A 22,554-nucleotide genomic window follows, 5' to 3' on the forward strand; every position below is an offset into this window, starting at 1 on the left:
TTAATTAATGTTTCCCTAAACTAACCTAATTGACTCAAGGTGGTTAAGCATTACTGTATCTATCTTATACTTTAACTCTATGCTTAAAGCCAGGTTCATTAACTTACTTGGTTCACCGTGAACAAGCATAACCTTATGTGGCTTAGGCTCAATCCTACCCACGTAGTTCATTAACTGCTTCCTATCGCTGTGACCTGAGAAGCCTGGTTCATGGAATACATTCATGTTAACATTAACGGTGATATCCTGGTCATAGTACTTTAAGTTAACCTTACGCTCACCTTGAATAAGTCTCCTACCCAGGGTCCCCTCCCCCTGGTATGATACGAATATTAGACTGTTCTTGGCGTCATCAGCCATATGGACGAAGTAATCCATGGCTGGCCCACCACTAAGCATACCATGCGGCGCCAGTATTATTGATGGTGGACCCTGCAGTATATCCATGACTTGTTCCTGCCTCTTATCAGGGTTCCTAGCCCTCTCCACTGGTTTAACGTACTCTGAGATAAATGGGTTAACCCCATCGTATATCAACTCCTTAACATTATTATTCAAGTAATCCGGGAACATTAAGTGGACGTTAAGTGTCTGAAGAACCATACCATCAACGTATATTGGGGCCTTAGTTAACTTACCCGCCTGCATTGAATCATTAAGTAGGAATAATATTTCCTGAGCCCTACCTGTACTGAAGACTGGTATAAGCACCTTACCACCGTTTTCAAGGGTCTTACCAACCAGTTGAATTAACTCAGCCTCAGCCTCCTCCCTAGGCTTCTGAACATCATCCTTACCACCGTAGGTTGACTCCATTATGAGTAATTCCACGCGCTTAAAGATACTGTGGGCTGGGTTAAGTAACCTAGAGGGACCGTACTTGAAGTCACCGGTGTAAACTATGTTATATAACCCATTACCAATGTGAAGGTGGGATAAGGCTGAACCAATCTCATGACCAGCATCATAGAGCGTTAACTTAATGTCAGGTGAAATATCAGTAACATCACCGTAATCCACCGTGACGCTGTGGTATAGGCTTGAAGCTAATTCACTTAACCCATAGTAAGAGTAACCACGCTCAGAGGATAAGTCTATGTAATCAGTTAAGAGAATCTCCATTAGGTACTTGGTTGGCTCAGTCATGTATACTGGACCCTTGTAACCATACTTGTATAGGTAGGGTAGCATACCTATGTGATCCAGGTGAGCATGGGAAATCACCACAGCGTCCAGGTTATCAACATCTATTACGTCAAAGAACGGAGCCTCATCCATACCCCCACTGGGCTTAACACCCGCATCAAGTAGGACCCTGCTTTCACTGGTCTCAATAAGCAACGCACTCCTACCCACCTCGAAGCATGCGCCTAGGCAAGTTACCTTAACGTACTCATTCTTATACACCGGTAGCCTATGTATCCTTAAACCAATGCTCTTCAGGAACTCCGCCCTCTCCTTACTCATCAACATATCCACATTGTTAACAGCATCAATGTCATCCCTAGGTAAACCCTTAGACATATCTAGGGCTGTTGTAACTATTACTGGTCTCCAACCTGTTTGAGATAATATAGCTTTATCAAGACCCTTAATTACCTGGGGTTTCCTAAGGAATATGTAGACATCACCTAATTGATCATTGAAGTAAATTTTATCAACCTCATTACCACCATCAGTTATCATCTTTCTAATAACCTTCTCAACCTCCTCCTTAGGTGCCCTAGCCTTCTCATCACCCTTAATTATAATGTGCTTCTTAAGCTCCTTAGCAAGCATCTTTATTAACTCACTATTACTCATGATGTAGCCTGGGTTAAGTGAGTATATGGATACGTGAGGCCCCTCAAACTCAATCCTAGTTACCTTAGCCTCCTCAGGCAGCATCTTAATAATCTTCTCCTCTATATCAGGTCTAAGCGCCATTCCATAAACACCCTCAAGACATGTCTCATTACCCTAAGGTATTTATAAACGTTATGCAAAAGCTAACTCAACACCCTTCTTTAACCCAATACACCCTATCGCTTAATCCCATTTATTAGAGTAATGAATTAATTGCCTCACTTATGAATCACGTTAATTAACCCAGTCCTTACCTAGGAATACCTTACGTATGCTGCATTATTTATATTTAAAATGCATCGGTAATCAGGAAATTAATTTAGGAATAATGATCCATGAGCCTATTTTTAGAGGGAACTAAGATTAAGATAATGATTTAATTATGAGATAGGTATTTCCCTAGGTGGTTAAATACTTAAATACCCATTATGATTAAGATAACGCCGCGGTGAAATAATGCCTGATTTCTCAGACACGCCGTGGATTAATGGTAATCAGCTTGTTGTAGCTCATAGACTAAGAATGTGGTATACTGTGCGTACAGGCTTATTCTCAAAACCCAGGTACGTTAAGGCTGTTGATGATGTAAGCATTAGTATCGGTAATGGTGAAACAATGGCAATAGTTGGCGAATCAGGCAGTGGTAAAACAACGTTAGGCAGGGTCCTCATTAGGCTTCTTAAGCCCACTGGGGGTGAATTATTCTTTGATGGCAAGGATATTGCCCATGAGGATGATCATAACCTACTTTGGTTCAGGAGAAGAACCGCGATTGTTCTCCAGGACCCATTCTCAAGCCTTAACCCCTACCACAATGTTAAGTTCATTGTTGAGGAACCATTAATAATTAATGGTATAGACCCCAAGGAGAGAGATGAATTAGTCCGCAGGGCTCTTGAGGAGGTTAAGTTGACACCAGTTGATGATTACCTATACAAGTATCCTCATCAACTTTCAGGGGGCCAGAGGCAGAGGGTTTCCATAGCTAGGGCCATTGTCACTAGGCCCGATTTCATAGTTGCTGATGAGCCTGTCTCAATGCTTGACGCCTCAGTGAGGGTTGAGATACTTACCATTCTTAAGAGTATTCAGGAAAGGGATAAGATTGCCTTCGCCTACATTACACACGATATCTCCACCGCAAAGTACTTCAGTGATAAGATACTGGTGATGTATGCTGGTAAGATGGCTGAGATTGGGTCCTATAGAGATGTGGTAAAGGAACCTCATCACCCTTATACTCAAGCCTTAATTGAAGCTATACCTGACCCGGACCCCAAGAATAGGTTTAGTGAAAGGAAGGTTGTTACAGGCGAGCCGCCTAATTTAGCTAACCCGCCTCCGGGTTGTAGGTTTCATCCAAGGTGCCCATTCGCCATGGATATTTGCCGTAGGGAGGAGCCGCCCATGATTGAGGTTAAGAAGGGTATATACGTTGCCTGCTGGCTATACGCCAAGAGGTAAATGAGTACTCATTGGGCTTGAGCCTTCCAGGTGCTTCTAAGCTTCATGAATTCCTCAAGTACCTCAACTTCATCACTGCTTAAGTGATCCTTATACTGCATTATTAATTTAACAGCATGCTCCAATGGTACGTTAACGTAGAGTACGTCACCCTCCTTAATGTGCCTACCAACAATTACATTACCCTCTATTGAAATCGCCACACTCATACCCTTCTTAGCCACTTGAATCGGCTTACCCTTATCCTGAATCTGCATTATGACGCCGACCTCCTTCCCATTAGCCTTAACCAACCTGTAACCTGGCTTAATTAAACCACCCAACACCTCAACACCCACTATTGCTGGGTCACTTCTCCTGAATACGTAGCCTGGTATTATGGCTATTTTACCTGGCCTAACGTACTTACTTAACTCACTCTCAATAAGCCTACTCTTCTCCTCGTTAAACCACTTGGTGAATTCCTCAACAAGCCTGTAAAGGATATTGTTTTGGAATATTGTAACTAATTGAACCTTAGCCTCCTCCTCAACCTCCTTAGGGACCTTAACGTTAAACGCCAGTACTACACCATATAGTGGATTCTTCCTCCTAACCACTGAGGCATCTATAATATCCCTCCTTGTTACTGGGCCAATATCAGCCTTCCTAACAGGTATTCCCTGTGACCTTAGGTAAAGCACCATGGCCTCAAGCGTACCTAGTGTGTCTGCCTTAGCCACAACACCTATTTGATCAGTTTCAATTTTAACTGATGCAGCATCCTTAACAACCTCATCAATGTACGGCTTAGGATCACCCTGAACCACGTACACTGATGAACCTGGCACAACATCATCCAACCCATCCGCAATCACCTTAACCCCAGCCGCTGCCTCAACCTCATTAATATGCATGTACTTATCCTCCGGGTCCCTCATTTCATCAAGCGGCTTAGGCATCACCATCATTCTAATCCTAGTAACCACAGGGCCGTTAAGGCCCATGGCCACTATGGTGTCTCCCTTCCTCATGACACCATCGTAGAGGACCACATCCATTGTGGTTCCAAGCCCCTTCTCCTCCTTAACCTCCATTACAACACCCTTACCTGGACCACCAACTAACCTTAACCTATCTTTAACCAGTCTTTGGGTTAAACCAGCCATTAGAACCAGTAAATCCGGGATACCCTCACCTGTCACTGCACTGGTGGGCACTATGGGTACTTGCCTACTGAAGTCAGTTATCCTATCAAACCTCTCAGCCTCAAAGCCCTGCTTATTAAAATCCATTATTATATTGGCTAAAGCCTCCTCAAGCCTACCCTGGGTCTCCTCATCCTGGGCATTATAGGAGTCTAGTATTGAGGCATTGGGTATTGGCTTCCACCCATATATCCTATCAACCTTATTAGCCGCCACAACGAAGGGTATATTCCTACTCTTAAGCAGTATTAGGCTCTCATAAGTCTGCTCCTCAAAACCCCTAGTTAGGTCGATTACAAGTATGGCTAAGTCAGCCACTGAACCACCCCTACGCCTAAGGTTAGAGAAGGCTGCGTGACCTGGGGTATCAACCATTAGGAAGCCCTTAACCCAAACCTTACCCTTCAACCTATACCTCTCAATAACTGGGGCAGCGTACTTCTCAATGATAGGCCAAGGCAAGTAGGATAAGCCAATGTGCTGGGTAATCATACCTGGCTCCCTGTAGGCTACCATGGTGTTCCTAATCTTATCCAACAGTAATGTCTTCCCAACGTCCACATGCCCAACAACAACCACTATGGGTGCCCTATAATTCTCAGACATGGTATCAGAAGTAAGGGTTAATCCTATTTAATAAGCTTTTCACAAAAGGTTACTCGGTAGGGGGAATGCTCGAGTTCTTGAAAGCTTGATGGGATTCATACCAGTTGATAAATGTATAGTGAGTTTACCAGCAACTGCGTTTAACTTAAGTAGCATTGGAGTCCTTAGGACAGTATCCATCATGGGCCCCGGCTAAATAATAATTGGTTTTTCACGAATCCAAGTTAACTTTTAATACTATGAGCGCCTACATGAGGGTAATTTAGAATACTGTGAATAAGGTCATTAAGCTTCTCTCTAAGCGAGGATACTTGACTAGTTTTAATACGAGGAGGATAATGAGTAAACTTGTTTAAGCCTGTACTTCCCTATACCCAGCCTCCTTAGTTATGGTTATGACGTCAACACCCTCTCCACTTCCTGGGTCATGAAGCATCGCCGCTCTAACCGCCCTGGTGGCTAGCTTAACAGCATCATCAAGGCTCATGTCATCCCTATAACCATCCTCAAGCACACCGAAGGCCGTTGGTGAACCACTGCCCGTTGACATGAAGCGTTCCTCCCTTGTGAAGCTACCGTACCAGTCAACCGCATATAGGACCGGCCCCTCCTCATTATCCACTCCACCTATTATCATGTGGGCTATGTATATCATCGGCCTGCTGTAGAACATGACTACTGAGGCATAGTTAGCTAGCGTCTTAATTGGTACTGGGGCTTGGTGCGTTATCCTATAGTTCATTGCTAAGTGGGTTAATTCATTTAGTATCATTTGTACATCAGCCACTGCCCCACTCATTGTTGCTGCCGCGTGGTTATCAATCTTCCATATCTTCCTACCCTTCCTATGAGCTATGTAGTAGCCTGCGGTAACCCTCCTGTCAGTGGCTAATACAACACCCTCCTTAGTAACCACACCCACTGTTGTTGTTCCAGTTAATAGGACCTTTGGATCATTATGAATCCTACTCACTGGAACCACCCTGAGTCTGCTGAATCTGCTGCGGCTGTTGTGCAGCCGCCTGTGCCTGTTGAGCCTCCTCCTGAGTAGCCTGTGGTTGCTGGGTTTGCTGCTCCTCCCTTGATACCTCAAGTTCCTCCACGTACACTATCTTCTTGACGTCAGTGAACCTCTGGGCTAATTCCTCAGCTATCCTGAACTTAACGGTGCCGATGCCCTCAATGAATAGCACCTCTGAGGGTAGCTTTATGGTTACTTGACCATTCTCATGCTTAGCCTCAACCCTACTCATGTCTAACCTAGGTAAGTACTGTCTAACTATCTCCTTAACCTTCTCCTCATCAGTGGTAAGCCTCTTAACAACCTTAGCGTTAACCACAATCACCTTACCCGCCAATGGGTGATTGAAGTCCAGGATAACCCTACCACTTGAGACTGAAATAACCCTAGCCCTCTGATTATTGTACTCAACAATGTCACCAACCCTAGGCACCTTACCAGCCCTGTAGAATTCTCTAATTGAAACAACCTTAACCTTACCTTGATCCCTTAAGCCAAAGGCCTTCTCAGGGGGAACCTCCACAGTAACCTCAGAGCCTTCGTCACTCTTCAGTAGGGCCTCCTCAAGGGGTTCGAAGATCTTTGTTTCACCAAGTATTATTAACCTTGGGCCGTAGGCTTGATTAGGGTCATATATGTTAGCCTCCTTAGCCTTCTCCTCAATAGTGGTCTCAATAACCTTACCATCCTCCTTCGTAAGCATGGTGTAGTCCAGAAGTATGTAGTCACCCTTCTGCAGAACCATTAGGAACCACCCTCACTACTGGTTTTTACACTTTCACTTTCCTCAACCTCTTCCTCCTCGCCAGCAGTCTTAATGCGCTTAACCTGTGATGTTATGTAGCCTGCAATCCTATTCCTAACCTTCTTCGAAACCCCCTCAACTAATTGACCCACCACCTGCTTATTATGCTCAAAGTCCTCAGTAAACCTATCAGGGTACTGCTCCATAAGCATTCTACCAACCCTCTTAATGTAAGCTGGCCTAACCTTACCCATTAAGCAACGATGTTGAGTCGGTGGTTTTAAGCGTTTCTTAGCATGAGGATTAATTCTAAACACCCCTTAACCTCAAAATCATTCCACCTAACCTAATAACCCTTAGGTGGTAAGTAAGCCTGCGTGATTCCTAATTTACTGAATGCGCTAAGGTATCTCCACTACTTCGCTTAAAAGCTCATTAACATCCTTACCCTTGTACTTACCTATTACATCACTGACGTAGCTTATTAACCTCCCGTAGAGCCAGTGATTACTGCAGGCTGAGGAGTCGAATACTGCATCAGTTACGCTAACTTTACCATTATCAACAACCACGTAGCCACCCCTCCTCAACTCCTCAACAGTATCCAGGAAGTCTTGACTAACCGGGAAGTAATCCTCAATACTCCAGGTGAATACTGAGAAGCCGCTTTGCTTATCCACTATGTACATTAATAAGGCTAACTTATCTATGCTGCATGATCCATCAAGCATCCTAATTGAGTCAAGCAGTATGCACTTCCTTATATCCTCCATCACTGTAAATATGCGTAACCCCCCTTTAATAGTTATCCTCATAAACCTCATTAAAGCATCCATGTGGTTGAAAGCCTTGTTAACACGTAGTTAAGTTTATAAAGGGCTTAATTATTGAAGACAGGCATGTCAACAATCGACGAATTATACTCTTTAATTAGGGATGGTAAATTACCCTACCCACCCCGAATAACTAAGTACGAGTTCGCTAAGATAATTGCAGTTAGGACTAGGCAATTAATGGATGGTGCACCACCATTAGTTAACCCAAAGGAGATAGGGACCTCAGACCCAGTGGCAATAGCCTTCGAGGAGCTTAAGAGGGGTTTACTACCCTTCATAATAATTAGGAGACTACCCAACGGTAAGAGGGTTGAGTACACGCTTAAGGAGCTGCAGGAACTTGAAAGAAACGTTATGACATATTAAACCACAACTCCACGCCCTAGATGCAGTTACTTACCGGGGACCTTACCCATTAATTAAACAATAATGCACTTACCGATTTGTAAACAGTGGATTAATTATTACTTAACCTTAGTCCTAGCGATTAAGGCTACTATTATTATTAATACAATGACCCCCACAGTAATAGCCACCACTGTGGACTCGGGGATAATGCTCCTAATGATGGTTGACGTTAATGTACTTACCTCAGTACTTACCACAGTACTAACCACCGTGGTAGTCACCACAGTAGTCACCGTGGTAGTTAGGTTAACTGGAACAGTGACCGTGGTAGTGGTTACTGGGGGAGGCTTAGCCATTATTAATACGGCATACTTGCTTAAGTTAACCCCTGTTACTGAGGGTACCCAACCATAGGGGGTTAATGTGGAGTTAAGGTTCACGTTAAGTAAATATGATTCACCGTTGATTACATACCCATCACTAATAACGTATACGTTAAGCACTAGGGTATAGCTATTAAGCATCAATTGATACATGGGTACTTTAAGGTTGATGGTGAAGTAACCACCATTACTAGTAGCCTCACCGGCGGCAACCGACTCATACACTAGGCCATTGCTTGTGAATTGCATACCTGCTTGAGTTAAATTGGGGTGTATTAATGCAATAATCAGGTAATCACCCTTAGGTGAAATTAACCCATTAATATTAATGTTGAAGACCCCGGTATCGTAATTGTAGCTTGCGTTAACGCTACTTACATTAACAATAATGTTAACCGGATTAACGGGTATTATACCCACCATAACTGCACTCTGGGTGTAGTATAGGTTAATGTTGAATGAAGCCAAGCCTCCAGTGGTTACGTTAATTAGGTCGCCGCCATTAAGGTTAATTACAGCGTACGTGCCGTTGCGTAAGCCTAATGCTGTTAAGTTAACGTTAACGTGAAGCGTGTTAAGTGGATTACCGTAATTATTTAGGGCTAGGAATACTGAGTCATTGTTAATTATTGGGAAAGCCTCCACTGAGGCGTTAGTAGTTATTACCGGTTCCTCAATACCACTGAGGGCACCACCTAGGCCGCTGCTTAACCAGTTTGAATTAAAGGGTATTAGGACACCACCCCTACTTCTCCATTGATTAATAATACCCCGCACACTACTTGGGATTAGTTTTTCAGGCACCATTAATATAATGTACCTGTAGTTGGATAGGTTAACTAAGCCTGCGGCTAATTCATTAACGGTTATTATGTTGAATGGGTAGTAGGCGTACTCATTATTCACGTTGAATAAACTAGTGGGTATTAGGCCTGTTTCATGAACTAAATAGCGCCAATCACTGTAAGTACCCCCGAACATGGTCATGTACAGTAACGCAACCTTAGTGCTTGGGTAAGTTCCATTAATTAACTCATAGATTCCAGTGGCCATGGTATTTAATTGGACTGTTGGGTAGAACCAGTCTAGGCTCCTTATGAAGACGTAGTAATCACCGCCTATTAACCATGGGTAACCGAGGATTAGGTGGGATATGTATTTACCGTAGTATGAACTTGAACTGGGTACAGGCGTCCACTCCATCATTAAGTGAACATGGTAAACCCTGGCTAGGTTACCGAAGAACACTGCAAAGTTAGTCCAGTCAGCGTCATCAAGTACAATGGTTACGTTGTACCTTTCAGCTAATTGGAAGTATAATTCAGGCATCTGTAGGCTGTAAATATCATCTATTGAACCACCCCAGTAGAATAAGAGTAACCTATTGGGCCCAATAATGCTCCTAATCATACTGAATAATTCACTGTAGGTCTCATTAATGCTCCAAACCCTGAACTCCTGGAAGTAACGCCAATCACCAATGAATGGCAGTGTAGGTGGATTCACTTGACTAAAACTCCTGTAATCAGTCCCCCACTCCATATTGAGTAGAGTTATGTTATCGTGGTAAACCTGCATTAACCAATGCTGAAACATCACTATATCACTCTTAGCATAGCCTGGAGGTAAGCCATTAACACCAGGACCCCAGTCATCGTCAAGCCAACCATAGTCCACAAGTACGCCTAGGAAGTTACTGTAGTTAACGTATCTTGAAACCACGGTCTTAATGAAACCGAAGTAATACTGCCTATCAGTTTCATTCCACCAAGCCAAGGCCGGTGGAGACTGGGGGTGGCCATTTGAATTCACCTCAAGTTCACCATTATTAATAAGCCAGGGCGGTGTGGCGTTAAAATCACCGGTGGCGGCTGGCACTGAGTAGAAGAAGACTAAAATGACCCTAATGCCTAATGCCCTAGTGTAATTCATGTACTGGTCAAGCACATGGAAGTCATACTCATTAGGCCCATACTCAACAGCACCCCATGGAACAGTTAGGAAGATGGTATTAAATCCAAGCTCCTTAATATCCATGAAGTACTTGAAATCATGAGGTGCACCACTGGGATTCAAGTACGGTACCTGAGTTGACCAAACCATTGGCGGTGATTCCCCGTGAACAGGCGGAGTAAACTCAATTAGTATTAATAATACCGCAGCCACCAGTAGTATTTTTGAGATCCTCACATTAATTCATGATGCATTCGCGCTTTTTAATTTTACGGTATTAAGGAGGGTAAACATTATGCAGTGTTTACGATTACTAGACTTAATTAGCATGAAGCCTTTTAGGAAATTCATAGGGAATAATTTAAATATTGTTTAATACCTTGCCGTTAACCTACCTCCTCCTAACCAGCAGCGCCGCAATGACTGCTATTACGATTACTATGATTACTATGCCCACTATTACGCTTGTCCCAATAACCTCCTTAGTAACTGTTAAGGTACTGGTTAAAGTGCTTACCAATGTTGCGGTACTAGTGGTGGTTAAGAGTGATGTGGTTGTTAACGTTGTCGTACTAGTCACAGGTGAAGTAACAGTGGTAGTGCTAACTGAGGTTGTGGTTGAGGTTACAGTGGTAGTGGTTGTGCTGGTTACTGTTGATGTTACGTAGGTTGTTGCCGTGGTGGTGACTGTGGTTGTTGTTGTGTTGGTTACCGTGATTATCGGTATTAATGGCTTAGTTAACTCAAGGTAATACTTATATACTGTTATGTTCTCGAAGACGTTACTTAATTGACTTGATGTACCGAAGTCGTTACCAAGCTGGAATAAGTAGTAGTTCAGTAACCCAGTGAAGTTCCACTGCAGCGGCCAATTGGTAACTAGTATATTGAATAAGTCGTAGAGCATACCAGTTATGTTTAATCCAACGTAGCCGCTTGGCTGATTAATACTTGGTACAAACCAAGCTATAGTCCACATGCTTGATCCACCGTAGTAAACCCAAACCTGCCAACTCTCATCAACAATACTACCGTTAACAAACGTAGGCACAGTTATAGTACCCATATTTGAACCACCCGGGGCCATATTATGCGTATAGTAGTATATTATCACCTCTAAATCACCTGGCTGGGCTCCACTGGTCTCATTAGGCGTTGCCCCCAGCCAAACCTGTAGTGATAAGTCAAACTGCAGGTTACCGGGAGTGAACTTAACCGTACTGTAGTTCACGTAAGCCCAAATACCTGGAAGCGATATGACTTGAGCTGGAAGCATTAGTAATGGACTCATCTTAGGATATAAGCCACCCCACTGTGAATGACCATAGAATATTGCAGGGTAACCAAGAGTGACATCGTATGAATATGTAGGCTTAATGAAGGTGTAATTCCGTATATAATATGCCACTCCCTCAGCAGCATTATACATTAAGATAGTTGAACCCGAGGTACCTGAGCCCATGTCCCAAAGATTAGTAAAGAATAAGGCGTAACCAAGAAGCTTTGAGACGTATTGACTAGACATATTGCCAATAACCACTACGTTTGACGTAGTGTTAAAGGCTGGAACCAGCGGCACCACTTGCTGGGCATATGTAACTAGGAGACTGGCTGCGATCATTATTGCTAATAAGAACGTAACCCACTTACCTATTGCCGGCATATGTTATGTGGCTTAAGGTTTTTTAAGTTTACCCTATAGCTTACTTAACACTAAAATTAGCGATAGTATTTTAATTCAAGTATATAAGCATCTTACATACATTTTATTAATCATTTTAAACCAACTACGGTACTATACGTACTTGAATGCGGCTAATCAGTTGCATAGTAAGTTAACATACTGAGTTATAGGGGAAGCAAAGAAAAGCCTTGTTAATTTAGAGTTAGTGAAGGGAGAGTTTTAATCATATTTTCTAACTTAAGGATCCAGTTGACGCTGGTGTGTGAGGTATATAATACCCTAAGGTGGGTATGCGTTTTCATAGTAGGATGGTGAAGAAGTAATGCAAAGTGAGTTAAGGCAATTGGCTCTGGATTTAAGGAAGCGGGCAAGGGGATTAACGGCGTTGGCTAAGTATCCTAGGGAAAGAAATCCACAACAAGTACTACTCGCTTATTTACATTAAATGTATACTCATTATTAATGAATATATGATTAGGTGCATAATGCTTAAAAGCCGTTAATCCAGGTAATTAACATGGTTGTTAAAGTGGGGATACTTGGTTCAGGCTTCGCGGCTGAATTCCACATGCAGTCATACGCCGAAATACCCAACGCTAAGGTTGTTGCAGTTGCATCCAGGAGTAGGGCCGTTGAATTTGCTGGCAGGTGGGGGATAGGAAAGTACTATACTGGCGATGACTTCATTGAGAAGCTGTGCAGTGATAAGGAGGTGGATGTTGTTGATATTATTTTACCCAACTTCCTACACCTTAAGGCTGTTCAATTATGTGCTGAGAATAGGAAGAACATAATTATTGAGAAGCCCCTGGGTAGGAACCTAACTGAGGCTAAGGAGATGCTTAACGCAGTTAATAGGTATGGTGTACTCCACGCCTATGCTGAGAACCAGGTCTTCATACCCCAGATTGATAGGGTTATGAACATGGTTAGGAATGGGGCTATTGGTAAGGTATTCTGGGTTAGGAGTAGGGAGGCCCACTTCGGGCCCCATAGCCCGTGGTTCTGGGACAAGGACCTATCCGGTGGTGGTAGTTTACTGGACATGGGGTGCCACTCCATTGAGGTTACCAGGAAGTTGATTAACGGTAAGGCAAGTGAAGTTTTAGGCTGGGGTGACTTGCTTGTCCACAGGGATAAGACTAAGGCCGAGGATAACAGTATAGTTCTAGTTAAGTATAATGGGGGTGAGTTGGGGCAGGCTGAGAATAGTTGGGCAGCCCACGGTGGCTTGGACCTGAGGTATGAGATATACGGTAGTGAGGGGGCAATCTTCGTTGATGTAACCAGGGAGACTGGGATAAGGGTATTCACCACGGCCCCAGAGGAGAGGGTTGGTTACGTGGTTGAGAAGGCTGAGGTGGCTAGGGGTTGGCTTTACCCAATTTGGAGGGAATTTGAGCTATATGGTTACTTATATGAGCTTAGGCACTTCATAGACTCCTTTGAGAGGGGTGAGTTACCGAGGGAGAACTTTAATGATGGTGTTGAGGTTAATAGGATAATTGATGCAGCCTACAGGTCCTTTAAGAGTAAAAGGTGGGAGCCTTTGAGCGATTAATGAGTTAACCGTGAAGTTTAATTTAAATAATTAAACTTAAATTATTCAAATAATGAGTGAGTTTAAGCAATCCATAGTGGTTAGGGGGGATTTAAGGATGAGCAGGGGGAAGTTGGCTGTTCAAGTGGCTCATGCAGCGGTCTCCGCGGTGCTTGAGGCGTTGAGGAATAGGGGGGATTGGGTTAATGCCTGGGTTTCAGGGGGTCAGAAGAAGATTGTCCTAGTGGTGGATAGTGTTGAGGATTTAATTAGGCTTAAGGCTAAGGCAGAGTCCCTAGGCCTACCCACAGCCTTAATTGAGGATGCAGGCTTAACTGAACTACCACCAGGTACTGTGACCGCATTAGCCATTGGACCTGGGCCAGAGGAATTAGTTAATAAGGTGACCGGTAGCCTCAAGTTACTTAAGGATTAGGACTAAGGCATTAAGTCCATGATTAATTAACACCAGTGAAACAGTACTCAAGGCATATTAACCAGGGCGGCGTGAACTTGAGGAAAAATTATTTAACCAGTTAAGTGGTTTTGGTGCAATGGGTAGGTTAACCCTTAAGTGGCTTGGATTATTCATAGCCTTCTCAGTGGTTGGCGTATTCTCCTCAGGGGTAGTGTTATACACATACTACTACATCCACAATGCACCCCCATTATGTACACTGAATGGGGAATCCACACCATTCCCAGGGGTTACGGTTAACTGCATAAGGGTTCTCTCAAGCCCCTACGCGGAGGTGGCTGATGTACCCCTTGATGTACTCGCTGTTTTCTGGTTTATAATAAACATAGTAATGGCCATAGCATACGATAGGAGCGGAGAAGCGGTGGCTAGTAGGCTTTTCAGGGTTTTAATGTACTGGAGGTTCATTGGCCTAGCAATAATACCTTACCTACTTTACGTTGAATTCGCCATACTGCACGCGTTATGCCTATACTGCACTATAATGCACTCAATGATTATAGCAGACTTCATAGTGGTAACAGTCTACGCCTACTTTAACCATAGGGCTAAGGCTAAAGTGGCGGCGGTGGATTAAACCAGGGTTAATGAGGCTGCCCTTATTGAACCAGGTTCCCTAGCCCTATACCTAAACCTAATTAAGGCGGTGTACTCATTAATACCTAATACAGTGGTTCCACTACTCAATGCTTGACTCCTGGCCTCAACCCAATTACCCTCAGTGAAGTACTCTATGGTTAATTCACCACCTGGTGCATTCATGATAAGTGTCTTCTCGCCAATACCAGGTAACGGCTGAGAGAGTAATTCAACCCCAGGGTTAACGGTTAAACCAGCCCAAGTCTCCTCTGAACCATCCCTATAGAGCCTAATCCTCACGGGTTCCTCGGCATCACCGTTGGATACCCTTAAACCCCATGGGTTTAGGCCCTGCCAATGAAACTCAACCTGCGGTGCAGCATCAATATCAAGGAGTACTGCCAATTGAGGTGAGGGTGCGTCAGTGATCCATGATGCAATGTAGGGTGGCTTATCGTAAACTACCCCACCATCCTTAACATCACCATTACTTATTGAGGCTAATGCCCTGAGTTTACCGTCAATGTACCATAAAGCCAAACCCCTCCTGTACACTATACTGAACCAGTGATACTTCTCTGAAACATCCTGGGGTAGAAACCTGGTTAAGTCCATTGAAACAAGCTTAGTTATCCCACCAATATTCGCAGTTAATGCACCTTTACCTGAAAACCAGCAGTAATGCACAGCACCCCCAGCGAATAAGTCATCGGTCTCGAAGCCGAACCAGAGCATTGGCCCACCCTCAACCCTAGGTAACTTGGTCATTAGCGTGAAGTGACCGTAAGTGAACGTGACCCTGGACCTCATGGAGACCGTTTGAAGACCCTTAGGCTTGAAGTAGTCGGACTGCGAGAAGTCAGTGTACTTAATCTCATCATAATTAACCCTCCAATACTCACTGGCTTTACAAGCCTGAAACTCCTCCTCAAGTCCAGGCCTAGTGGATGGAACCCTCCTCCAACAGTAGAATAGGGAGTCTACACCACCCTCTATTGCAGGGGAAGGCCTAAGTGTTTCACTAACCATGCATTATCCTTCACTGGTGCTTATTAAGTATTGAGTTAAATAGCCTTGGTTCAACCTACGGTGAGGCTGCATCTACATGATTACTTAAGGCTAATCATCTTAGCCCAGGTCATCACTTAATCAGGCCTTGCAAGCCTAATCACTCTAAGGGGGCCTAATCAACTTAAGCCTTTTAAAGTGAACGCCCCTTAATTATGAAGTTAATACCAAATGCCGCATGTGAATTTCTAAGCCCAAACTATTCTCAGGCGTATTAACTAGTTCATTCCCAACGCCACCAGAAGTATGTTGAGGTGGGAACCCTATCACCGTGCTTAATTATGAGCTCACCGTAATTAGCCCGTAGAAGGAGTAACCTTCATTACTTCATGGTCATGTTAAAGGTATTAAATGGAAATGCATTAGGGTGGAATGCATCCTAGTGTTGAAGTCTTCATAAGGATCCTATGGGCTATTAACTACCGCTTTATTAATCCTACTGCGTAATGGTCTTGATAAGAAGGCTATCAACGCAATTACTAATGCCACTGCGGATAACAGTATTAGGCTCAGTCTATATCCAAGTGATGCTATACTATAGCCCATGCATAGTGGGGCTATTATGTTGGCTAATGGGAATACTGAATTATATATTCCATAGGCTAGGCCCCTATTACCCCTACTTATTAGTGGCGCAATCATTGAGCTTGAGACACTGTATGATGCCCAAACTAATGAATACGAGGCCATCGCCGCAAACGCCGATAACGTCCCCCTAACCAATAGTGCATTTGCAACTAGGTAAAGAGACCCTAATGCTAGGCTTAGGCTTAGGGCAGTCCATGAATCAGCCTTATTCCTCCTTATTAATTGAACGAACATTACTATAAATGGAACCTCAAGGAAGGCTTCAACACTTAGCGTTGCAGTTGCGTAGGCCATATTAACGTTTGCCTCATAAACGTAGAACATTGGCATGTATAGGTTCTTAACTGCATCAATGAATAATAGTATGAATACTGAGACAATGTATAATGCACTTAAACTCAATGTGAATGATTCATCGTTAGTATTCAGGGGAGTAGCGTGATCACTGGGTTTGCGGTGTGTTGAGTAGTTAACTATGTTTAATAGTATAGCCGCTGAGGAGACGTATATTATGGCTGATATTATGAATAGCGGCCTTATACCCATGTGCTCAAGAACGTAACCAGCGAAGCTTGTGGTTATGGCGTAACCTATGGATCCACCAGCCCAGAAGTAACCCATATGCTCAACACCACCGGTCTCGCTTATCAATGTCATTACTGTTGGGTAAATCCCACCTGCAATAATACTCAACACCACCAGTGCCGCTATTATTGTTAATGTGCCTTTAATGTAGGCTAACGTTAAGTACCCTAAACCACCTCCAATGGTACCTATTAATACGGCTATTCTCCTATTCTCAGGCCTATTAATCACCCTACCCCACATTATTGATGATGCAAAACCAGCAATATTCATTGAAGTTAACGCATAGCTTGTGAATTCAACATTGAGGCCACTCATCCTTAAGTACAGTGGGAATGATGGGTATATTAATCCACTTACTAGGCTGTAGAGTACATTAACCATGAAGTAATTGAACCCCCTATTATCCACCATTAACACACCACTCATTAATATCAATAAAGTACTTGATTAAATGCATTACTTTACCCCAAGTTCCTCAAAAACCTTCCTGGCTATTGATAATGCTGTGCTTGCCGTTGGCCAACCTGAGTAGAAGGCTAGGTGTGTTATTAATTCAATTAACTCATCTTTACTTACACCATTCTCAATAGCCCTCCTTAAGTGAAACGGTAACTCATTAACCCTATACAACGCCACAAGTGCAGCCACAGTTACTAGGCTCCTATCCCTTGGTGAAAGACCGGGCCTATTCCAAACATCACCGAAGAGAACATGGTCAGTGTAGTGGGCTAGGGCTGGTGCTATGTCTGAGAAGGGGGTGACTTGGCGTTGCGCAGTGGTAGGCCCATGTTTAGAATACTCTTCATCACTAACCCTCTCCATTAACTCAACAACCTTACCATTAAGTGGCTCAGTAACCTCAATGTAGCTTACCGGTGAATTAACGGTTGCACCCTGCCAATGCTTCTCCCCTGGTTCAACCCAAATAACATCACCTTGATTAACCTCACTAATTGACTCACCCCAACGCTGCACTAAACCACGCCCATGCATGATCACAATGACTTGGCCAAGAGGGTGAATGTGCCAAACAGTCCTAGTACCCGGCTCAAGGGTAACCATGGTTACGTTAATCCTCAACGCATCAATGAGCTGGTACACGTGTGCGCTTCCAGTAAAATACTCCACTGAACCCTGTTCCGATACCTGGGAACTACTGTGTTTAATAATCATGAATAACCCCATCTAGTTAACTGGGTTTACTACATGGGTGGTGGAGGTATGTGAAGTACTGGCTTAGGCTTATATGGTTCCTCAAGGTACTTTACCTCATCGTCAGTTAACTTAATACTAATAGCATTCACAGCTTCTTCCACGTGCTCCGGCTTAGTGGTTCCTATTATTGGTGCTGTAACACCCTTATGCAGTAGCCATGCGTACGCTATTTGCGTTGGAGTCGCTCCCTTATTATTAGCAACCTCAATAACCCTCCTCAGTATCTCAGCGTTCTCAGGGGGTTCCACATAAATCCTATAATCACCACTACCTGGCCTAACCCTAGTCTCGGTTTCAGGCACAATTATCTTACCATCCTTATAGTACTTACCTGACAGTATACCAGCTGCAGTTGGGCTCCATGGTATTATACCGATTCCATGAGCCTTGCAGAATGGTATCATTTCCCTCTCCTCCTCCCTGTAGAGTAGATTGTAGACGTTTTGCATACTTACGAACTTCTCGTATCCTTTCATTTCTGCTGTGTATATCATTTTTGCGAATTGCCATGTCCACATGCTTGATGCCCCAATGTACCTTACTAATCCTTGGTGTACTAGGTCTGTTAATGTGGATAAAGTCTCCTCAATGGGTGTATCGTAATCAAACCTATGAATCTGGTAGAGATCAATGTAACCAGTATTCAACCTCCTCAAAGACTCCCTAACCTGCCACATAATATGCTTCCTAGACAAACCCCTAGCATTAGGACCATTACCCATTTGCCCAAAAACCTTAGTGGCGATAACCACATCCTCCCTCATACCCTTAACCAATTCACCAACAATCTCCTCACTCCTACCCCTCGAATAAACATTAGCAGTATCAATGAAGTTTATGCCTAAATCCCAAGCCCTCTTAAGGACTTTAAGGGCTTGATCCCTACCGGCAACCCAACTGGAGCTACCATGACTCTGTAGGTTGGGGTCACCGATGGACATTGCACCGAATGCTATTTTAGAAACCTTAAGACCAGACCAACCAAGCTTAACATACTCCATGCATACCCACTATGCTAGCTCACTTATAAGCATTACTAGAATTACAATAATTTACTGGAGGAGTTATGAATAATCATTAATCATTAACATTGCTTTTATTATTAATTTAACTGAGACCACCTTGATTAGTCTTCCTCTGGCTAACTGATTAGCTTACGCGAGTCCTTGTTCATTATGTTAATTTCCCTTGCAACCTCCTTACCTTAAACCTCAATTAACCTAAGTGTGAACTCAAGCTCACCTCTGGCTAAGGGCCTTCACTCGAATAGAGCGCTTGCAATAATAAGCACACTGGGGATTACGGTGCATTAAGTGCCTAAAGTAATGGATGTTAGCATTGTAGAACCACTGCAGCTACTCCATGGGCTGCTGCATGATGCCTATTGAAATCCATTACCCTACCCCAGTTATCAAGGTATAGATCTTATAGTTAATGCTGTGTAAATGGTAAGGTGATGGTTAATTCATGGTAATTAATTACACCTATTGTTAACTTTCCTTGAAATAAACCCCGTTTCAGCTTAAATTTATAAAGTGGTGAATAGTAGTTACTCATGGAATATTCAATCCTTGGTAATGACTTACAGTTGGTTAGGGTAGTTATGGGTGAGGGGGAGAGCATTTATGGTGAGGGTAGTCACCTACTTTATAAGACCCCCGCCGTGGGTTTAACCACTAAGGCTAGTGGTGGTATATTGGCCGGCTTGAAGAGGACTTTAACAGGTGCATCATTCTTTGTACTTGAGTTAACTGGCCCAGGTGAGGCTGCCTTCGCTGGTAGTACGCCTGGTAAGATTACTCAAGTGACTCTTAATGAGGGGGAGTCCATAATGGCTGAGCATGGTTCATTCCTATTCGCTGAGAATAGCGTTAAGTATGATGCAAGCCTCACGCGTCTATCAGTGGGGTTGTTTGGTGGTGAGGGCCTCTTCTTAGCTAAATTCACTGGTCTAGGTAATGTGTTTCTTCATGGGACTGGACATGTCCACATGATTCAACTTAATGAGAGTGAGGAGTTGAATATTGAGGCAGGTCACTTACTGGCCTTTGATGCTGGAATGCAATACACGGTTGGGAGGGTTGGGGGCTTAAGGACAATGCTACTGGGTGGTGAGGGATTATTCTTCGTTAACATTAAGGGGCCTGGTAGAGTTTGGGTTAGGAGCATTAGCCTAGCGGCCTTAGCCTCAGCGCTATCACGTGACATGCCTTGCCCAGCCAGCTGCCGTAACAAGGAGGGTGAGGCTAATGTACGCTTCGGCTTCACGTAATGTGGGTTAATTGCTCATAAAACGGGTCACTGAATTACATATATGCCTTAATTATTTAATTACCTTACCTCCCCTTGTTTAGCGTCTTGTAGAATATTTTCTCGTTTAACCAATTAATGTTGTTAGCTACGTAGTCGACTTTCTTCCTCATTTCGAAGTCCCTGAACTCCATGTAGAGCATGTCTAGGTAAATATCCTCCATGGTTTCCTTAGCCTTAAGGGCGTAGTCCAAGTTATCCCTAATCAACTCCTCAGTGGCCTTCCTCGATAATTCACCCGTGAACTCCATTAACCCGTTTAAGTAGGCTAATTCATCAACCCCAACCTCCTCAATGGTGGGTATTTTACCATTCTTATTGAACTCATACATTATGTAGGCCTCAGCGTACTCCTGGAAGCTTACTGCAGCCTTATCGTAGTAGAATGGGTACTGTTTAATTAAGCTCATTAATGACTCTAACTCCCTCCTCATGTCATTTAAGTACTTGTCCGCTGCCTCCCAATCATTCCTAATAACCGAGTATATTACTGATTTAGATAACCTATTTAACCTAATGCCAGTGTTAATCACCTTATCCCTGGCGTCCTCATACTCCCTTAACTTAGCCTTAATGGAATCCCTATTAGGCAGCATGATTCCCAGTGGGCCACTGGGGCTTACTTAATATAAGTTGCTTAACGTTGACTTAATGAGCCTCATCCCTCGTACTTAACCCCATATGTTTCCTCAATTTCATTAACCATAATTCTAAACGCATCATCTTCACTCAATAGGCCTTGGTTCAAGGCATTATTAATCCTACTCAGTATCCTCCAGGGTGGTATAACCATACCTGGTCTCCTTGGGTCATCAGCGTAATCACTCTCAACCACTAGGGCCTTAGTTAACTTAACAGCCTCCTCAAACTCACCCCTCCTACCCACTGGTATTGAGGGTTTTAGTTCATTATCCACAGCTGGCTTAACCATGCTTGGTGAGGCGTGGTGGAGGATGATCCTCCCCTTATCCTTAACCCCAGCCTTATTAGCCAACTCCACTATTGACTTAACAGTGGCCTCACCCTTCCTCTCAAGGTGTAGGTGAATAATGGCGTTGAGGTCCCTTGCAGTACCCATGGCGTACTCAATGATCTCATTACATAAGTCAACTACACCCTCATTAACGCTCCAATGAGGTCTACCAATCTCCCCAATACCCACTGCCTCACCCCTCCTAATGTACTGTGCAGCTAAGTCAATTGTCTTAATCATGAATTCCTTAACTTCACTGAAGCCCCAACCTGATTCAAGCAACTTAACGCACTCAGCTGGGTGCACGCCAACTACGGCAACTGCCTTAACTCCCTCCCCTTGAATAATCTTAGTTGACTCAATGGTTAACCTATACATTTTATCAACATTACTCAAGTCACCTGGGTTTAAGCCTAGGTCCCAGGTTAATAGGGCTACAACACCCATGAACCAACCCCCAGTTCTCTTAAACCTCCTAGCCACTTCCCTTGGTCCAAGACCCTTAACCGGGTTAACGTGGGTGTGGTTATCAGCTATTGGTAATGCCTTACTCATCCCTGAGGCACCTCAAGCCTATCCTCCTTAAGCCTACCCTCCCTACCCGGTGGTGGCTTAATTATGCTGTTTCCAGTAGGGTCCTCTATGATTAATGTGAATTCCCTGAACCCATTAAGGGCCTCATTAGCCTCCCTAATGAATGCCAGCCTCCTTGCCTCAGCCTCCCCCTCAAGCCCACGCATGGCTTCAGCATACTGTATTAACCTATATATTAGGCCCTCCAGGGGCGTTATCATGGCCTCACCCGCTGATCCTGGAGCCAGTGTGAAGCCTAGGTCGGGGGAGTAGACCTTAGCCTCAGCTGACCTAATTACCCAAGTCCTCTCAACATCAACCCTATCCGTAACCCTGTATGTTAATTTAACAGGCCCCTTACTGTCAAGGTAAGTAATGTCCATGTACCTGAAACCGCAGGTTGAGCAATTCATCACCTCCAGGAGGAGCCTACCGAAGTAGGGCGTATTATAAACCACACCCCTAATGGTTAGTGTCCTATTACCGCAGACTGGGCACTTATCCGTAACCTCATAGACTCCCTCAGCATAACTGCTTAAACCCTCTAAACTCTCCATGAATCCCTTTAAA

22 protein-coding genes are annotated in these 22,554 nt (G+C 43.8%); 7 read left to right on the forward strand and 15 right to left on the reverse strand.

Annotated features, from left to right (window positions below; genetic code table 11):
* Nucleotides 1–15 precede the first annotated feature (15 nt).
* Nucleotides 16–1,926, reverse strand: a complete 1,911-nt coding sequence (locus tag CMAQ_RS02325) for a beta-CASP ribonuclease aCPSF1 (RefSeq protein ID WP_012185520.1) — start codon at nucleotides 1,924–1,926, stop codon at nucleotides 16–18.
* 375 nt (nucleotides 1,927–2,301) lie between these two features.
* On the opposite strand from CMAQ_RS02325, the gene CMAQ_RS02330 reads away from it, so the two are divergent.
* The gene (locus CMAQ_RS02330) at nucleotides 2,302–3,309 is read left to right on the forward strand and encodes an ABC transporter ATP-binding protein (RefSeq protein ID WP_012185521.1); all 1,008 of its coding nucleotides are present in this window, start codon (nucleotides 2,302–2,304) and stop codon (nucleotides 3,307–3,309) included.
* 8 nt (nucleotides 3,310–3,317) lie between these two features.
* On the opposite strand, the gene infB is transcribed toward CMAQ_RS02330, so the two are convergent.
* From infB to CMAQ_RS02355, 5 genes are all read right to left on the reverse strand, one after another.
* Nucleotides 3,318–5,102 carry a translation initiation factor IF-2 gene (gene infB, locus CMAQ_RS02335; protein ID WP_012185522.1) on the reverse strand — a complete coding sequence of 595 codons (1,785 nt, stop codon included), beginning with the start codon at nucleotides 5,100–5,102 and terminating at the stop codon, nucleotides 3,318–3,320.
* Nucleotides 5,103–5,454: 352 nt separating this feature from the next.
* A complete protein-coding gene (locus CMAQ_RS02340) occupies nucleotides 5,455–6,075 on the reverse strand; it encodes an Ntn hydrolase family protein (protein WP_012185523.1) in 621 nt (206 codons plus the stop codon).
* The gene (locus CMAQ_RS02345; RefSeq protein WP_012185524.1) at nucleotides 6,068–6,868 is read right to left on the reverse strand and encodes a peptidylprolyl isomerase; all 801 of its coding nucleotides are present in this window, start codon (nucleotides 6,866–6,868) and stop codon (nucleotides 6,068–6,070) included. The genes CMAQ_RS02340 and CMAQ_RS02345 overlap by 8 nt, the downstream gene beginning before the upstream one ends.
* A complete protein-coding gene (locus tag CMAQ_RS02350; RefSeq protein ID WP_048062619.1) occupies nucleotides 6,868–7,122 on the reverse strand; it encodes a 30S ribosomal protein S17e in 255 nt (84 codons plus the stop codon). Before CMAQ_RS02350 ends, CMAQ_RS02345 begins: the two co-directional genes overlap by 1 nt.
* 147 nt (nucleotides 7,123–7,269) lie before the next feature.
* Entirely contained in the window at nucleotides 7,270–7,644 is a 375-nt protein-coding gene (locus CMAQ_RS02355) for a hypothetical protein (RefSeq protein ID WP_156769814.1), read from the reverse strand.
* 123 nt (nucleotides 7,645–7,767) lie between these two features.
* Here CMAQ_RS02355 and CMAQ_RS02360 point away from each other — a divergent pair, with 123 nt between their 5' ends.
* The gene (locus tag CMAQ_RS02360; RefSeq protein WP_048062620.1) at nucleotides 7,768–8,070 is read left to right on the forward strand and encodes a DNA-directed RNA polymerase subunit K; all 303 of its coding nucleotides are present in this window, start codon (nucleotides 7,768–7,770) and stop codon (nucleotides 8,068–8,070) included.
* Between the two features lie 98 nt (nucleotides 8,071–8,168).
* Here CMAQ_RS02360 and CMAQ_RS02365 read toward each other — a convergent pair whose 3' ends face one another.
* Both CMAQ_RS02365 and CMAQ_RS02370 read right to left on the reverse strand, forming a co-directional pair.
* Complete coding sequence (locus CMAQ_RS02365) at nucleotides 8,169–10,625, reverse strand: beta-galactosidase (protein WP_012185528.1); 2,457 nt, start codon at nucleotides 10,623–10,625, stop codon at nucleotides 8,169–8,171.
* A 154-nt stretch (nucleotides 10,626–10,779) separates the two neighbouring features.
* Nucleotides 10,780–12,051 carry a glycoside hydrolase family 12 protein gene (locus tag CMAQ_RS02370; RefSeq protein ID WP_012185529.1) on the reverse strand — a complete coding sequence of 424 codons (1,272 nt, stop codon included), beginning with the start codon at nucleotides 12,049–12,051 and terminating at the stop codon, nucleotides 10,780–10,782.
* A 343-nt stretch (nucleotides 12,052–12,394) separates the two neighbouring features.
* Between CMAQ_RS02370 and CMAQ_RS10905 the strand changes: the two genes are divergently transcribed.
* From CMAQ_RS10905 to CMAQ_RS02385, 4 genes are all read left to right on the forward strand, one after another.
* The gene (locus tag CMAQ_RS10905) at nucleotides 12,395–12,517 is read left to right on the forward strand and encodes a hypothetical protein (protein ID WP_269479084.1); all 123 of its coding nucleotides are present in this window, start codon (nucleotides 12,395–12,397) and stop codon (nucleotides 12,515–12,517) included.
* Nucleotides 12,518–12,589: 72 nt separating this feature from the next.
* On the forward strand, nucleotides 12,590–13,633 hold the full coding sequence (locus tag CMAQ_RS02375; protein ID WP_012185530.1) for a Gfo/Idh/MocA family protein: 1,044 nt from the start codon (nucleotides 12,590–12,592) through the stop codon (nucleotides 13,631–13,633).
* Between the two features lie 52 nt (nucleotides 13,634–13,685).
* Entirely contained in the window at nucleotides 13,686–14,048 is a 363-nt protein-coding gene (gene pth2 / locus CMAQ_RS02380) for a peptidyl-tRNA hydrolase Pth2 (protein ID WP_012185531.1), read from the forward strand.
* A 118-nt stretch (nucleotides 14,049–14,166) separates the two neighbouring features.
* Nucleotides 14,167–14,667, forward strand: coding sequence for a vitamin K epoxide reductase family protein (locus CMAQ_RS02385; RefSeq protein WP_012185532.1), 501 nt, complete (start codon nucleotides 14,167–14,169; stop codon nucleotides 14,665–14,667).
* Here CMAQ_RS02385 and CMAQ_RS02390 read toward each other — a convergent pair.
* The 4 genes from CMAQ_RS02390 to CMAQ_RS02405 all read right to left on the reverse strand — a co-directional run bounded on the left by CMAQ_RS02390 (nucleotide 14,664) and on the right by CMAQ_RS02405 (nucleotide 19,129).
* The gene (locus CMAQ_RS02390) at nucleotides 14,664–15,698 is read right to left on the reverse strand and encodes a LamG domain-containing protein (RefSeq protein WP_012185533.1); all 1,035 of its coding nucleotides are present in this window, start codon (nucleotides 15,696–15,698) and stop codon (nucleotides 14,664–14,666) included. The genes CMAQ_RS02385 and CMAQ_RS02390 overlap by 4 nt on opposite strands.
* A 444-nt stretch (nucleotides 15,699–16,142) precedes the next feature.
* The gene (locus tag CMAQ_RS02395) at nucleotides 16,143–17,339 is read right to left on the reverse strand and encodes an MFS transporter (RefSeq protein WP_048062621.1); all 1,197 of its coding nucleotides are present in this window, start codon (nucleotides 17,337–17,339) and stop codon (nucleotides 16,143–16,145) included.
* A gap of 30 nt (nucleotides 17,340–17,369) precedes the next feature.
* Nucleotides 17,370–18,086, reverse strand: a complete 717-nt coding sequence (locus CMAQ_RS10765; RefSeq protein ID WP_012185535.1) for a cupin domain-containing carboxymuconolactone decarboxylase family protein — start codon at nucleotides 18,084–18,086, stop codon at nucleotides 17,370–17,372.
* A 29-nt stretch (nucleotides 18,087–18,115) separates the two neighbouring features.
* Nucleotides 18,116–19,129 (reverse strand): aldo/keto reductase, encoded by a 1,014-nt coding sequence (locus tag CMAQ_RS02405; protein WP_012185536.1) that lies wholly within the window; start codon nucleotides 19,127–19,129, stop codon nucleotides 18,116–18,118.
* Between the two features lie 554 nt (nucleotides 19,130–19,683).
* Between CMAQ_RS02405 and CMAQ_RS02410 the strand changes: the two genes are divergently transcribed.
* A complete protein-coding gene (locus CMAQ_RS02410; protein WP_012185537.1) occupies nucleotides 19,684–20,400 on the forward strand; it encodes a TIGR00266 family protein in 717 nt (238 codons plus the stop codon).
* 64 nt (nucleotides 20,401–20,464) lie between these two features.
* Here CMAQ_RS02410 and CMAQ_RS02415 read toward each other — a convergent pair whose 3' ends face one another.
* The 3 genes from CMAQ_RS02415 to CMAQ_RS02425 all read right to left on the reverse strand — a co-directional run bounded on the left by CMAQ_RS02415 (nucleotide 20,465) and on the right by CMAQ_RS02425 (nucleotide 22,541).
* On the reverse strand, nucleotides 20,465–21,034 hold the full coding sequence (locus tag CMAQ_RS02415; protein WP_012185538.1) for a translin family protein: 570 nt from the start codon (nucleotides 21,032–21,034) through the stop codon (nucleotides 20,465–20,467).
* 62 nt (nucleotides 21,035–21,096) lie between these two features.
* On the reverse strand, nucleotides 21,097–21,966 hold the full coding sequence (locus CMAQ_RS02420; RefSeq protein WP_012185539.1) for a TatD family hydrolase: 870 nt from the start codon (nucleotides 21,964–21,966) through the stop codon (nucleotides 21,097–21,099).
* Nucleotides 21,963–22,541 (reverse strand): ZPR1 zinc finger domain-containing protein, encoded by a 579-nt coding sequence (locus tag CMAQ_RS02425; RefSeq protein WP_012185540.1) that lies wholly within the window; start codon nucleotides 22,539–22,541, stop codon nucleotides 21,963–21,965. The genes CMAQ_RS02420 and CMAQ_RS02425 overlap by 4 nt, the downstream gene beginning before the upstream one ends.
* Between the last annotated feature and the right edge of the window lie 13 nt (nucleotides 22,542–22,554).

This window comes from Caldivirga maquilingensis IC-167 (assembly GCF_000018305.1).
GTDB classification, from domain to species: Archaea; Thermoproteota; Thermoprotei; order Thermoproteales; family Thermocladiaceae; genus Caldivirga; species Caldivirga maquilingensis.